Source organism: Streptomyces sp. NPDC002795, assembly GCF_042888725.1.
Lineage (GTDB): Bacteria > Actinomycetota > Actinomycetes > Streptomycetales > Streptomycetaceae > Streptomyces.
On the sequence record NZ_JBIAQB010000008.1, the window covers coordinates 460,843 to 473,701 of the forward strand.

Genomic DNA, 12,859 nt, shown 5'->3' on the forward strand with positions numbered 1-12,859 from the left:
CTGCCCGACCTGCCGCGCGCTGTCGAGCCCGTGGCTCCCGTGGAGGCACTCCGTGTTCCCTCACTCGCGTTCGGTCCGCGCCTGGACCGTCACCGGGGTCCTGCTGCTCTTCGTCTTCGTCAACTTCGCCGACAAGGCCGCCCTCGGGCTCGTGGCGGAGCCGCTCACCCGTGAACTGGGGCTGAGCAACAGCGAGTTCGGCCTGCTGTCCAGCGCGTTCTACTTTCTGTTCAGTGCGTCGTCGATCGCCGTGGGCCTCTTTGGGACCCGGCTGAGAGCCGGGTGGCTGCTCGTCGGCTGCGCCGTGCTGTGGTCCCTGGCGCAGCTGCCGTTCGTCTTCTCCGCCGGCCTCGCCGTGCTGCTGCTTGCGCGGGTGGTCCTGGGCGCGGCCGAGGGGCCTGGTGTGCCGCTGGCGATGGCGACGGCGTTCTCCTGGTTCCCCGCGTCGCGGCGGACGCTGCCGAGCGGACTGCTGCTGACCGGCACCGGGCTCGGCGTGATGGTCGCGAGCCCCGCGCTCACCTGGGTCGCCGGGCACTACGGCTGGCGCAGTGTGTTCACGGTGCTCGCCGTGGCCGGTGCGGTGTGGCTGGCGCTGTGGCTGGCGTTCGGCGGGGTGGGCCCGTACGCGACGGCGCCCGCCCCGCGCACCGGCCCCGGCGCCACGCGCGCGGACCTGCGCGCGATGCTGCGCAGCCGCACCTGGTGGGCGTGTGTGGTGGGCATGTTCGCGATGGCATGGGGCACCGCCGTGATGACGAGCTGGCTGCCCCTGTTCATGATCCGGGCGCTCGGCTACTCCTCCGCGCAGATGGGGCTCGCCAACAGTGCGTTCTGGGCGGTGTTCACGGTCGGCTGCCTGGGGGTCGGCGTGCTCGCCGACCGGCTGCTGCGGCGCGGGGCCGGGCCGCGGCGGGCCCGTCTGGTGCCGGGGGCGGTCGTGCTGTTGCTGAGCGCGGTGGCGATGGCCGTGCTGCCGGTGATGGGCGGCGGCCTGCCCGCGCTGCTCGTGATCCTGGTGCTGCTGCCCTGGTACGGCCTGTTCATGCCGCTCGCCCAGGCGGCCATCGCCGACATCGCGCCGGACGCGCAGCGCACCCGGGCCCTGCTCATCGGCACCGGCCTCGGCCAGCTCTCCGCGCTCGCCGGGCCCTACGTGGTGGGCGTCCTGCTGGACGCTGCCCCGGACGCGACCACGGGATACCGGCACGCCCTGTGGCTGTCCGCCGCACTGCTCGTCGCCGGCGCGGTGGGCGTGCTCGCGCTCGGCCATCCGGAGCGCGAGCGGTGGCGGACGGTCGCCGCGCCTTCCGCGGACAGCTCCCCGAACAACAACACGACGCAAGGAGTGGTGGCATGAGGGCCCCCGAGCACACGACCTCCGGACCCACTGCATCCGGGCACACGGCCTCCGGACCCGCGGACCTGCTCTTCACCGGAGGTGAAGTGGTCACGGCCGACGGGCACTTCACCGTCGCCGAAGCACTCGCGGTGCGCGACGGACACATCGCCGCGGTGGGCAGCGCCGACCGCCTGCGCGACCTGATCGGACCGCGCACCGAAGTGGTCGACCTGGCCGGGCGCACCCTGCTGCCGGGCATCAACGACGCCCACTGCCACGCTGCCGCCCACGGCGGCTCCCGGCCCCCGTTCTGCCTGGACCTCGGCCCGGCCACCACCACCGATCTCGGCGCGCTGCTCGACACGGTGCGTGCGGCCGCCGCCGAGACACCACGTGGACGGTGGATACGGGGCGCGGGCTGGGACCCGGTGAGCCTGGGCGGGCGGACCCCGGACCGTTCCTTGCTCGACACCGTGGCCCCCGACCGCCCGGTCGCCCTGCAGGACTTCTCCGGCCACCGGCTGTGCGCCAACTCGGCCGCGCTGCGCGCCGCGGGCCTCGACCCGGCCGCGTACCCGGACGGCATGCTCCACGAGGGCGCGCAGGGACTGATCCAGGAGCGCATCCCCGAGCCGACGCCCGACCAGGCACGGCAGGCGGTGCGGGCGGCCGTCGCCGACCTCAACGCGCGTGGCATCACCAGTTTCACCGAGCCGGGTCTCGGCCCCGGCGGCGCCCATGACTTCGGCGGCTTCCTCGGCCCTTCCGTCCTCGGCGCGTACGCCGATCTGGCCGCGCGCAGCGAACTCACCGCGCGGGTCAGTGCGTTGCTGCTGTTCTCACCGATCGGCTCCGGTTCGGCGGCCCGCATCACGGACGGCCTCGCCCGCGTCCGGGTTCCCGAGACTGCCGACCCCCGGCGGCTGCGCGTACTCGGCGTCAAGATCTTCGCCGACGGAGTGCCGGCGCACGGCACCGCGTGGATGAACCAGGGCTACGCCGACGGCAGCGGGCACGGCGGCCTGTGCCTGCACGGCGACAGCACGGCCGAACAGGCGGCGGAGCTCGCCGCGATGGTGCGTACGGTGCACGCGGCGGGCCTCCAGGCCGGCATCCACGTCACGGGTGACCGGGCGATCGACGCGGCCGTCGAGGCACTGGCCGCGGCGCTGCGGGAGCTGCCGCGCGAGGAGGCACGCCACTACCTGATCCACTGCAACTTCCCGTCGGCGTCCGCGCTGCGCACCATGGCCGACCTCGGCATCGGCGCCAGCATGAACCCCGGACTGCGCTGGCTCGCCTCCGACATGATCACCAAGATCCTCGACGCGGACCACGCCGAGCGGGCCTTCCCGCTGCGCTCGGCGCTCGCGGCCGGTGTGCGGACGACGACCGGCTCGGACGCGCCGTGCGTCGCGCCGGACTGGCTGCGCGGCCTGTCCTCCGCCATGCTGCGCGACACCCGGAGCGGCCCGTCCCCGGTCGGCCCCGCCGAACGCGTCACACTGACCCAGGCGGTCCGCAGTTGCACCGCGACCGCGGCCTGGCAGGACCACGCGGAGGACTGGAAAGGCACTCTCGAACCCGGCAAGGTCGCCGACCTGTGCCTGCTCGGCGGCTCCCTACTCCGCACGGATCCCGCCGAACTTCCTTTCCTGCCTGTCGACTTGACGGTGGTGGAGGGCGAAGTGGTGCACGCCGCCGGGTGACGGCGGGGGCGGCGGGGCGGGTCAGGCCACCTCGTCCGCTCCGCCCCGCGCGAGCACCGCGTACACCTCGGGCCGCCGTACCTTGAGCACGAGTCCGTATGCGACGCCCACCACCAGGCACAGGATGACAAGCCCCGGCAGGATCCACGACAGCGGGGAGCCGCCCTCCGTGCCGAGCAGCACCGGGAAGTTGCCCCAGATCATCACGAACACGGCGGCGAGCACCACACCGGACACCAGCGGGGCCAGCGCCCGCGACCAGAAAGTGGTGCCGCTCGCGTCGTGGCGCCGGAAGTAGGCGATCACGGAGAAGGAGGTGGCGGCGAGCAGCAGGATGACACCCATCGCGCCGACGTTGGTCAGCCACGTGAAGAGGGTGGCCACCGGGTCGAGGCCAAGGGCCGCGAAGACGATCACGACTACGGCGGCGAGCGCGCTCTGCGCGAGGGAGCCCATGTACGGGGAGCCGAAGCGCGGGTGGGTGCGGCCGAGGCGGGCGGGCAGGACGCGGTCCTGGCCGAGCACCTGGAAGTAGCGGGCGACGGCGTTGTGGAAGGAGATCAGCGCGGCCAGCATGCTGGTGATCAGGAACAGGTGGGCGAAGTCCGCGAAGAGGCCGCCGAGGCTGTCCCGGGACAGTACGAACAGCAGGTCGGGGCCGTACTTGGCGGACATCGGCACGGCGTTGTCGGTGCCGGTTCCCACGACCATCGCCCAGCTGGTGAAGGCGTAGAAGACACCGATCAGCGCGACCGCGAGGTACGTGGCCCGGGGCACGGTGCGCCGTGGGTCGCGGCACTCCTGGCCGTAGATGGCGCCGGACTCGAAGCCCATGAAGCCGGCGATGGCGAAGCAGGCCGCCGATCCCACCCCGCCGGTGGTGACGGCGTCCCAGGTGAACGGCTCGGTGCTGAGCGGGTGGTGGGTGGTGACGATCTCGGCGATGTTGAACACCAGGACGGTGAGGGTCTCGATGCTGAGCAGGGTGACCAGGACGCGCGCGTTGAGGTCGATGCGCAGGAAGCCGAGCACACCGACGACGACCACGGTGACCAGAAGGATCGCCCACCACGGGACGTCGACGCCGGCCTTGGCGCGGATGAAGTCCGCCGTGGTGAAGCCGAAGAGGCCCGCGATGCCGACCTGCATGGCGTTGTACGCGAGGAGGGCGACGAAGGCCGCGCCGGTGCCGGTGGCGCGGCCGAGGCCGGCGGCGATGTAGGCGTAGAACGCGCCCGCTCCGCTGATGCGTCGGCTCATCGCGGCGTACCCGGAGCCGAACACCATCAGGACGGCCGCGAGGCCGAGATAGATGAGTGGCTGGCCGAGCACACCGGTCACGGCGAGGGACTGCGGGAGTCCGCCGGCCGCGACAGTGAGGGGCGCGGACGCGGCCACGACGAAGAACACGATCGACGCGGTGCCCAGGCGACCCCCTTCCGCTGGGGTCGTGCGGGGTGGGGCGGTGTCGGTTGGTTCGGCGAGTCGACCGGCGGCCATGTCGCGCTCCTCACGTGCGGAAGTCCCGGGGTGCCGGAGGGAGTTCGGGGCGGAGCGGGGCATGCCGCAGTGCGGCGGCACCAGGGGGGACGAGCAACTCCGCCGGGACCGGCAGGGAGATCATGCGGGCCCAAACGACTTTCCGGCAAGGGTCCGCCACCGAAAACTCTCGCCACCCCGGCCGCCGGCCCTACCCGCGGCCGTCGAGCGACACCCACAGACTGCTCGGCGCCCTGAACTCCCAGCCACGGAAGTCCACCGGCCGCTCCGGTCGCAGCCGCAGCTGGGGGAAGCGCTGGAGCAGGCGGGTCAGCGCGATCCGCATCTGCGAGCGCGCGAAGGCGTGGCCGACACAGAAGTGCAGGCCGAACCCGAAGGGCATGCTCCTGCGCGAACTGCGGTCCAAGCGGAACAGTTCGGGCTCCTCGAACACCGCCTCGTCCCGGTTGGCGGACGCGAGGACGGCGCTCAGCTTGGCACCCTCGGGCAGCCGCACACCACCCAGCTCGGTCGGCCGGGTCACCAAACGGGCCTGGGTGCCGATCGGGGACACCCAGCGGATACCCTCCTCCACGGCCGTCCCGCACTGCCCCTCCGGATCGGCCAGCACAGTGGCCAGTTGCTCCGGTTCGGAGAGCAGACCGTAGAGCGTGGACGCGGCGCCGTGCCCCGGCTCCTGCATGCCACCGAGGATGATCACCCTCAGCGAAGGCAGCACCGCCGACCGGTCGCGCGGACCGCGCTCCCCCTCCTCGGCATCCCGCCCCGACCAGAGCATGTGCGCGAGGGTGCTGTCGTCGGGCTCGCGCTCCATCCGGGTGAGGAGCGGGTCCATCGCGGTCAGCATCTCCTGCACGGTGGCGTCCGAGACGGCCTGCCGGGCCGGGTCGTGCTCGAAGTTGATGGCACCTTCGGCGAGCCCCCGGAACCAGCGGCGCAGCGTGTCCGAGTCGAACTCCCCGATGCCCAGCACCTCGGCGAGGCTGCGCACCGAGATCGGCTCGAAGTACTCGGCCAGCAGGTCGACTTCAGTCCGCCCGTCGAGCGCCTTCAGCCGCTCGGCCACGATCGGCTCCACCAACTGGTCTATGTAGCGGGCGACTTCGCGCGGCTTGTACTTCCCCTCCAGGCTGCCCCGCAGCTCGCGGTGGGTGTCCCCGGTGGCGGTGAGGATGTTGGGCTCGCCGAAGGCGCGGTTGACCGGGGCGTCGGGCAGGGCGGCGGTGAAGGTGTCCGGGTCGTTGCCGACCGCGGCCACGTCCGCCCTGCGGGTCACCAGCCACAGATCCACCGCGGGCACGTAGCAGACCGGCGCCTCCGCGCGCAGCCGCCGGTAGATCGGATAGGGATCGGTCTCCAGGTCGGCGACGGTCACGGCGTCCGCGAAATCCTGAATGACGGTCATGCCGAACTCCCGTTCTCACGAGGTGCGTTGCATTGGTATGTTGCGCTGACACGTTGAGTTGGTCGCTTGACTATGTCGAGCGACCAACTCGACCGTCAAGAGGTTGGATCAAGAGGGGTGAGGGGATTCCCATGGCGCACACACCGGTGGCCGAGCGCCGCCGCCAGTTCGTCCGGGCGACGACGAAGGTCGTGACGAAGCACGGCGTGACCGGCGCGACGACCCGGCGCATCGCCGAGGAGGCGGGGGCCCCGCTGGCCAGCCTGCACTACTGCTTCAAGAACAAGGACGAGCTCATGGAAGCCGTCTACGACTACGTGGTCGGCGACTTCATCGGCGCCGTCAGGGCCGCGACGGCGGACAGCGTCGGCGTCGCGGACGCCGTGGCCGCGGCCTGCGGTGCGGCCTGGGCCCGCATGGGCGAGGACCCCGAGGAGCAGGTCGCCACGTGGGAGCTCGTCCTCCACTGGCTGCGGTTGCCGGGCGAGGCGGGCAGGAGCGGCGCCGCGTACGAGGCGTACGCGGCGGCGATGACGGAGATCCTCACGGCCGCGGCCGAGCGCGCCGACGAGGGCCCGCTCCCGGAGGCGGAGACCCTGGCGCGGCTCGTCGTCGCGGGCATGGAGGGCATCACGCTGCAGTACGTCGCCGGCTGCGACCGGAACCGCGCCGACGAGCTCGTGACCACCCTCGTACGCGCAGTGGGCCTGCTACGGGAGGCTCCCGCGTCGTCGGCTACGCCGAGGTGACCGCGAACGCCACGAACGCGCCGAACGCGTCCGCGCCGACCTGGAGGTGGCCGCGGGCCGGGTCCTTGGAGTCGCGGATGGCGATGGTGCGTGGGGGGGGGGGGCGGAGGGTTCGGCGACTTCTACGCAGTCGCCGGCGGTGTCACTGCTGTAGGTCGACTTACGCCACTGTGCGTCGGCCAGGTTGCCTGGGCTCGGGCCCATACTGTTCCTCCACCGGGAGGGCGCTGGCCCTGCAAGTGATCGAAACGGAGTGAACCCTCCCTGAGCGCCTGCGGGTTGGCGGTCATGTGGCCCTGCACGAAATCCTCGGTGTAGACGAGGTCCGGGTCGTCGTCGAAACGCAGCAGGTTGAACGCACCCCTCAGCCCCGCATGCGCCCCCGCCTCGAACAGCAACACCTGGACCTTCACCCACTCCCGGCCCTCCAGGTCCAACAGGTGCTGAAGTTGAGCCCGCATGACGTCGCGTCCGCCGATCTCCTGGTGCAGCAACGCCTCACTCAACACCGCCCACAGCAACGGCGGTTCATCGCGCTCCAGAATGCGCTGGCGGTCCATCCGTGCCGCCACCTTGCCGTCGAGGTCGCCGTCCGCGCGCACACCGAGTACGGCGCGGGCGTAGTCCGGTGTCTGGAGCAGCTCGTACACCAACTGGGCCTGGAACGTGGACAGATACGTCGCCCGCGCCTCCATCTCCGCGTACGCCTGAAACCAGTGCGGCAGTTGCGACCGCAGCACCAGCCCCACCAGGCCCGAGAAGAACCTCTCCGCCCCCAGCGCCGCATCCACCCGCTCGCGGAACTCCCGCGTCGGGACCTTCTTCGCGCACTCGACCTGACCGACGAGCGAGCCGGTGCAGAAGATGATGTCGCCGAGCTGTCCGAGCGTCACCTCGGCCTCTCCCCGGCGGCGGCGCAACTCATAGCCGTAGTAATCGAGGGGCGAGGCCCCGGGGTCCAGATCGCGGCGGATGTTGGGCACGGCGACCACCCCTCGCTTGCAACACCTCCCGGCGTTCCGTTCGCTCCGTAGCCGAGCGTAACCGGCGCGCTCCACGCTGGTGACATGGATCACGTAACTGACCGGCCCGACACGGGACTTGGGGCCCGCCATGGGTTCGGCCTCACCGTGGGTGAGCACAGCGCGCGGCCCCTGCGGTGCATTCTGCGGGCGCATCTGGCCGCTTGGGTGCTGCCCAAGCTCGTCGACGACGCCTGCCTGGCGCTCACCGAGCTGATCGCGAACGTCGTGCGGCATGTGCCGCGCCGCCGCTGCACGGGCCAGATGCTGCGCACCGAGGACGGCATCCGGGTGGAGGTGTCCGACGACCACCCGAAGCCGCGCCCGCACCCGCCCCGCCCGATCAACTGGCGGAAGGCGGGCACGGGTTGACCAGAGTGGCAGCATTCACGTCCCGCTGGGGCGTCACCCCGAACCGGCCGCCCGCCACCGGCAACGCAGTCTGGTTCGAGTGTGACGCCCCGAAGTGAGCCGCTACGAGCCGTTCCCCTGGGCCAACCCGGCGTCGAACGCGTCGACGACGAGCTTTCCGGACTTCAGCTCGAACCTCGCCGTGTGCGCGTGCAGCTGCTCCCACAGCTCCTCTTCGGGGTGAAAGCGGATACCGCCGCAGGCAGTGACGATCTGCTTCTCGTCCTGATTGCCGGCGCAGCTCTTGGATTCCCTAACCGTCACCAACGAGCCGGAGCAGCGCGCCTAGTCCTTGTCGGAAGGTTCGCTCTCAGTCTCTCCCCTGACTCGGGTTGGCCACAGGTCGCCCCCTTCATACGTGCTCCGGAGCAGGGGGATCACCGCGCTGGGAATGCGGAATCCCTTCGCCCAGGAAGGGTCGGCGGCATGGCCGTAGACGGTGGTGAGCAAGAACGGTTCCCCACCTGTCAGCACTCCTATCGCCTGCAGATCCCTCGACAGAGTGCCGATCGGTTGGGTGAAGCCGCGGAGCCTTCGTGTCTCGTCGTAGCCGGCAAGCTTGTACACCGTCTCACGGTCCACGAACCCGCCGTTCGCCGCAGCCGCAACGATCGCTTTGACTCGGGATGGGTAGCGCCTCATCAGCTCGTCCATGAACGCCGCCAGCGAATCCAACGTCCAGGCTCCCTCTTCCGAGTCTTCGCCGGCTGACGTCTCGCCCAGTTGCTCCAGGTCGCGGACCGAGCCCTCGTCCACGTTCAATTCGAGGAGTTCCTTGGCCCAGCGGAGCAATTCGCTTGGCGTGAGCATGTAGAGCCCTACCCCGACCTGCTCCCGTAGTTCCATGAGAAGTTCCGCACGGGGGCGAGGCGGGATGTCGTATCCACGGCTGGTCCACCAGTCTTTCTTCACGTCCCCCGTGACCAGCAGAACATCGCACCCGCGATGCCGAGCCTCCGCCTTGAGCTGTACCCACAGGAGGTAGTCACCGGCAGCCAGCTCGGGTTCCTTGGTACGGAAGTCCTCGTGCCCCGGCGGTATCCCCTCGTCGGCGCGCTGCTGCGCGTCTTTCACGGCCCTGTCGTACTCGTCCGGCGCCAGCGGCTCGCCGATCCGGCCGTGCAGAAGCGGTTCGAGGGCCTTGAGTACCGGGTCTGTGTCAGTAGTGGCAGTCTCCTTGAGTGCGTCGCACTCGGCCTGCGCCCGGATGAACATCTTGAGACTGTCGGCCGCTTTGGTGAGCTCGGTCAGGTCTCCGTCAGCCCGTTCTGCAGCCTCTTCGTTGTCCTTGAGCTGGACAGCGGTCAGCCAGGTGGTCACTGCTGTCCGGGCTGTGCTGACCGCCTTATCGAGCAAGGCGCTCGCCTCGTTCGCCTTGGTCGCATGGTGATGGCGTACGGTCGGCGACTCGCGGTTGCGCCAGAACTCCGTGAGCACCTGGTGTGGGATCCAGAGTCGCTCGCGGAGCCGGGCGAGGGCGGCAAGGGTGTCCCGGCGAGTGCTCTCATTCGAGCGGTAGAGGTTGAGCAGCACATTGGTGTCGAGCACGACCAGCCCGGAATCGAAGATCCGCTCGTAGTCGGAACGGAGTGGGCTGCGATGGGCCTCGTCACAGTCGAAGATGCCCCGGTCCTGCGGCTGGTCGGACGTGGCGTGCGGTGCTGCCATGAGACGCTCCCCTGGAATCGCAGTGCGCATCAGCCCCGCCCCCGGCTCGGTGCGCGAGGGCAAGTCTTACAGGACGGCTCGATGGGGCGCAGGTGCTTGCCGAAGCCGTTAGGACTTAAGTCATCACTGCGGGTGGAAGTCGGACGAAAGAACCCGGCAGGGACCGAGAAGCCGCACTGGTAATCCCTGTCCTGCCGTACCGAGCTACCCGGGCCTTGCTGTGAGCACCTCCGTCCCGCTGCGCGGGGACACGACCAAGGGCGCTGAACCCCTGGTGCTACAGCACGAGAACACCGTGCTGCGACCACAACTCGGCGGCCCGACCCGCTAAGAGCCCACAGGCTGGCTTTGGCCAGCCGCACCGTGTCCTCACTGACACCGCGCCGACACTGAAGCAGAATCTTCCCGGCCACCCCAGGGACACTCCTGGCCCACCAGTACAGGACACAGCCCGATTCGCATTTTCGAGCCCACGCTCTGCGCCGGAATGCCCCGACCGTCAGGCCCGGGCGATCGAGCCTGTCGGCTACGGAGTCGAGCAGGTCGCGCATCAAAACATGGCCGCCGATGTTCGTCTGCTGGTCAGTCATGGTTTGGCCGCTTAAATCCTCTCAACAAGGATCCATCCCACGCGCCCGCGATTCACTCACATGGCCTAGCCGCAGGGGTGTCGGACGCGGGGCGGTCCTACCGTCAAATGAGATCTTCATCGTCCATTGAATTCGGTGATCTTATGCGCCTGACCAGGGCCTGTGCGGTGTCTGCAAGCTGTATCGCACTAGTGGCGATGACTGCGTGCACCTCGGACAGTGGAGATTCCCCCGAATCCAGCCCATCGACGAAGTCAAGCTCGCCGAGCGAGAAGAGCCCGTCACCGAGCACCGAAGAGTCGGAAAAGTCGGACAGCGAGACTGCCGTCTTCAAGGTGTCGGGCACCGCGCCGTCCGGAGTCGACATCACCTACGGCAGCGACGGCACGAACCTCGGCGGCAATACACTGCCGTTCTCCAAGACCATGAAGGTCAAGGAAGATGCCCTCTACTACCAGATCACTGCTCAGCTCCAGGGCGGTGGTGACATCAAGTGCTCGGTGACCATTGGCGATCACACCAAGTCCGGGCGTGCACAGGGTGGGTACAACATCTGTAGTGCTCAGCTGAACTCTGGCTTCTCGGGAGGGTTCAGCTGACCACGGGGTACCATCTTCGTGGCCTTAGACCCGCGGTCAGGCACGCTGGAACAGGTAGATTCCTGTGATCTTTCCGCGAATGGCGGTGCGCTGCCCGGAGGAGAAGGCCTTGTCTCGCGACTCCTCTCCGAGCTGTACATGTACGTACTGAGCCGTATGCAGCCGCCAGCCCTCCGCCTCGATTCTCGAGAGGGCATCCAGTCGGCCGTGGGCCGGCCGATTCTCCGACGCTATGGGGTTGAACCCGCCAGCCGACGCGGCGTTCACATCACTGCCCGTGTTCCCATAAGGGTTCAGACTGCCGGTGCCACGGAAGTCGATCTCAGCCTCGAACCAACCGTCTCCGCTCTCGTGGGCATCGTGCGCGATCTCGAGAGCGGCTTGAGCGGCCGTCTCTTGCTCCCGGGTCAGTCGCGACTCTTCACGGGCCTTCGCCCGATCCTTGAAACTCACGGCCGCGGTCCCATCTCAAGCGCCTCCCCCTTCAAAACTACGACCTCCCTTGGCTCCGACACGCCCAGCCTTCAACCCACGCACTTTCTGTTTGCCCTCGCTCTCGCCACCGCCGGTCAGACGGTTGACGGTGAACACGAGCGCCGCGAACACCAGGGTGACGACGGCGAGGACGACGCCCCTCCCCAAACTTCAGACCATTCCAGAGGCATGCAGTCAATCTCACCCACACCGACGCATGCGGGAAGAGACCAAGCTGTTCATAATTCAACCCTCAGCGTCCGTCATGCCGGGCCGGAACTGTCGCCTTGGTTCTGGCCATCGGATGTCGGCGAATGTTCCGGCCCCTCGAACTCGACACCCTCCACGGGCGCCACGTGCGGCACACTCCAAGGACCGGCCGAAACGGCACTGACCTGCGCCCTCGGGACTCGCGCGCAATGTCGACGCAAGAGGAGGAGACTGGAAGACAGAAGGTGCAAGGGAGCAGCCGCCCCTTTGCCCGGCACATGAGTGTCCGGAAGCCGAGAGCACCGATGTCCACCACAGCCGCCCAGCGGACCGTCTCCTCGCTCCGCCATCGACATCGCGTGCGGGTCGCGGTCACGGCCGTCGCCGCCAGCGGGGTGCTGATCCTGGCGGGCTGCGGCAGCAACAGCTCGCAAGACGAGCCCGCGAACGCTGTGGGAGCGGCCCAGGAGCAGGAAAGCACCGAAGAGTCGGAACAGGACACGCTCGCAGAGTGGGGATCCACGGTGTCGTCGGACTGGGATGACCTCAGCCAGGCGTTCTCGGACATCGCCGATTCGTCCAACGACGACGAGATGACCGCAGCGTGCCAGGACGGTCTCGACGCTGCCGTGGCACTCCAGCAAGCCCCGCCTTATCCGCGTAACCCGAAGCTGTGGAACTCGATGCTGGACCATGTCAGCTCGGGGTTTGCGCTGTGCGTCTCGGGCGACCTCACGGCAGCGAATAGCCAGATGGCCCTGGGGGTGGCGGAGTTGAAGCAGTTGAGCACCGACATGGACGAGTACACGAGCTAGTGCGCCCTGTGTACGGGACCCGCTGGCACGCGCATGCATCACGCCTTATCGGCTTCCACGGCGCTACGGCCATCACTCGCGCACCGAGGCCAAACTGCACCGCAATGCCGGTGACGCCGCACACAACGAGGCTCTGCGTGCCATCGTGATCGCCTTCACCAACCCCTGCCTCGCCGACGAGCGGGGCTGCATGCTCGCCAAGCCGACCGTGGGCGCAGACGACGTGGTCGACGCGGAGCTCGTCGGGGACTCCAGCAATGCCTGACCCTCGTGGTTGAGCGGGACGTTCCAATTTGGAACGTCCCGCTCAACCACGGGGGGGCGGCGGGTTAACCGGTTTCGGCACAAACCCGCCCCCCAAAACG

Annotated in this window: 12 protein-coding genes and 2 pseudogenes; 6 read left to right on the forward strand and 8 right to left on the reverse strand. The window is 69.2% G+C overall.

What is annotated here, in order from left to right; translation table 11 throughout:
• The first annotated feature begins 52 nt into the window (after nucleotides 1-52).
• Together ACFYWS_RS25935 and ACFYWS_RS25940 are read left to right on the forward strand one after the other, a co-directional pair.
• A complete protein-coding gene (locus ACFYWS_RS25935) occupies nucleotides 53-1,360 on the forward strand; it encodes an MFS transporter (protein ID WP_389280494.1) in 1,308 nt (435 codons plus the stop codon).
• Entirely contained in the window at nucleotides 1,357-3,051 is a 1,695-nt protein-coding gene (locus ACFYWS_RS25940; RefSeq protein WP_389280495.1) for an amidohydrolase, read from the forward strand. Before ACFYWS_RS25935 ends, ACFYWS_RS25940 begins: the two co-directional genes overlap by 4 nt.
• Nucleotides 3,052-3,072: 21 nt before the next feature.
• Here the strand turns inward: ACFYWS_RS25940 and ACFYWS_RS25945 are convergent, their stop codons facing one another.
• Both ACFYWS_RS25945 and ACFYWS_RS25950 read right to left on the reverse strand, forming a co-directional pair.
• Nucleotides 3,073-4,551 (reverse strand): APC family permease, encoded by a 1,479-nt coding sequence (locus ACFYWS_RS25945; RefSeq protein ID WP_389280496.1) that lies wholly within the window; start codon nucleotides 4,549-4,551, stop codon nucleotides 3,073-3,075.
• 190 nt (nucleotides 4,552-4,741) lie between these two features.
• Complete coding sequence (locus tag ACFYWS_RS25950; RefSeq protein ID WP_389280497.1) at nucleotides 4,742-5,956, reverse strand: cytochrome P450; 1,215 nt, start codon at nucleotides 5,954-5,956, stop codon at nucleotides 4,742-4,744.
• 131 nt (nucleotides 5,957-6,087) lie between these two features.
• On the opposite strand from ACFYWS_RS25950, the gene ACFYWS_RS25955 reads away from it, so the two are divergent.
• On the forward strand, nucleotides 6,088-6,705 hold the full coding sequence (locus ACFYWS_RS25955) for a TetR/AcrR family transcriptional regulator (protein WP_389280498.1): 618 nt from the start codon (nucleotides 6,088-6,090) through the stop codon (nucleotides 6,703-6,705).
• Here ACFYWS_RS25955 and ACFYWS_RS25960 read toward each other — a convergent pair.
• The 3 genes and pseudogenes from ACFYWS_RS25960 to ACFYWS_RS25970 form a co-directional block, all read right to left on the reverse strand.
• Nucleotides 6,692-6,835, reverse strand: a complete 144-nt coding sequence (locus ACFYWS_RS25960) for a DUF397 domain-containing protein (protein ID WP_389280559.1) — start codon at nucleotides 6,833-6,835, stop codon at nucleotides 6,692-6,694. The genes ACFYWS_RS25955 and ACFYWS_RS25960 overlap by 14 nt on opposite strands.
• 8 nt (nucleotides 6,836-6,843) lie before the next feature.
• Nucleotides 6,844-6,909: pseudogene (locus ACFYWS_RS25965) on the reverse strand (hypothetical protein); the annotation flags it as partial.
• An 89-nt stretch (nucleotides 6,910-6,998) separates the two neighbouring features.
• Nucleotides 6,999-7,883 (reverse strand): annotated as a pseudogene (locus ACFYWS_RS25970) (DUF5753 domain-containing protein); the annotation flags it as partial.
• Between ACFYWS_RS25970 and ACFYWS_RS25975 the strand changes: the two are divergent.
• Nucleotides 7,773-8,099: an ATP-binding protein gene (locus ACFYWS_RS25975; RefSeq protein ID WP_389280499.1), complete on the forward strand. Its 327-nt coding sequence runs from the start codon at nucleotides 7,773-7,775 to the stop codon at nucleotides 8,097-8,099. The pseudogene ACFYWS_RS25970 and the gene ACFYWS_RS25975 sit on opposite strands and share 111 nt — an antisense overlap.
• A 102-nt stretch (nucleotides 8,100-8,201) precedes the next feature.
• Here ACFYWS_RS25975 and ACFYWS_RS25980 read toward each other — a convergent pair whose 3' ends face one another.
• Both ACFYWS_RS25980 and ACFYWS_RS25985 read right to left on the reverse strand, forming a co-directional pair.
• Nucleotides 8,202-8,402 (reverse strand): hypothetical protein, encoded by a 201-nt coding sequence (locus ACFYWS_RS25980; RefSeq protein ID WP_389280500.1) that lies wholly within the window; start codon nucleotides 8,400-8,402, stop codon nucleotides 8,202-8,204.
• A 21-nt stretch (nucleotides 8,403-8,423) separates the two neighbouring features.
• Nucleotides 8,424-9,806, reverse strand: coding sequence for a PIN-like domain-containing protein (locus ACFYWS_RS25985; protein WP_389280501.1), 1,383 nt, complete (start codon nucleotides 9,804-9,806; stop codon nucleotides 8,424-8,426).
• 733 nt (nucleotides 9,807-10,539) lie between these two features.
• Here ACFYWS_RS25985 and ACFYWS_RS25990 point away from each other — a divergent pair.
• Nucleotides 10,540-10,995 carry a hypothetical protein gene (locus tag ACFYWS_RS25990; RefSeq protein ID WP_389280502.1) on the forward strand — a complete coding sequence of 152 codons (456 nt, stop codon included), beginning with the start codon at nucleotides 10,540-10,542 and terminating at the stop codon, nucleotides 10,993-10,995.
• A 36-nt stretch (nucleotides 10,996-11,031) separates the two neighbouring features.
• Here ACFYWS_RS25990 and ACFYWS_RS25995 read toward each other — a convergent pair whose 3' ends face one another.
• Nucleotides 11,032-11,448: a hypothetical protein gene (locus ACFYWS_RS25995; protein WP_389280503.1), complete on the reverse strand. Its 417-nt coding sequence runs from the start codon at nucleotides 11,446-11,448 to the stop codon at nucleotides 11,032-11,034.
• Nucleotides 11,449-11,984: 536 nt separating this feature from the next.
• Here ACFYWS_RS25995 and ACFYWS_RS26000 point away from each other — a divergent pair.
• Nucleotides 11,985-12,494 carry a hypothetical protein gene (locus ACFYWS_RS26000; RefSeq protein WP_389280504.1) on the forward strand — a complete coding sequence of 170 codons (510 nt, stop codon included), beginning with the start codon at nucleotides 11,985-11,987 and terminating at the stop codon, nucleotides 12,492-12,494.
• Nucleotides 12,495-12,859: the final 365 nt, after the last annotated feature.

Bases quoted from the DNA above. Each gene is read 5' to 3' on its own strand.
- ACFYWS_RS25940 (WP_389280495.1), top strand. From the start codon at position 1,357: ATGAGGGCCCCCGAGCACACGACCTCCGGACCCACTGCATCCGGGCAC.
- ACFYWS_RS25945 (WP_389280496.1), bottom strand. From the start codon at position 4,551: ATGGCCGCCGGTCGACTCGCCGAACCAACCGACACCGCCCCACCCCGC.
- ACFYWS_RS25950 (WP_389280497.1), bottom strand. From the start codon at position 5,956: ATGACCGTCATTCAGGATTTCGCGGACGCCGTGACCGTCGCCGACCTG.
- ACFYWS_RS25955 (WP_389280498.1), top strand. From the start codon at position 6,088: ATGGCGCACACACCGGTGGCCGAGCGCCGCCGCCAGTTCGTCCGGGCG.
- ACFYWS_RS25975 (WP_389280499.1), top strand. From the start codon at position 7,773: ATGGATCACGTAACTGACCGGCCCGACACGGGACTTGGGGCCCGCCAT.
- ACFYWS_RS25985 (WP_389280501.1), bottom strand. From the start codon at position 9,806: ATGGCAGCACCGCACGCCACGTCCGACCAGCCGCAGGACCGGGGCATC.
- ACFYWS_RS25990 (WP_389280502.1), top strand. From the start codon at position 10,540: ATGCGCCTGACCAGGGCCTGTGCGGTGTCTGCAAGCTGTATCGCACTA.
- ACFYWS_RS26000 (WP_389280504.1), top strand. From the start codon at position 11,985: ATGTCCACCACAGCCGCCCAGCGGACCGTCTCCTCGCTCCGCCATCGA.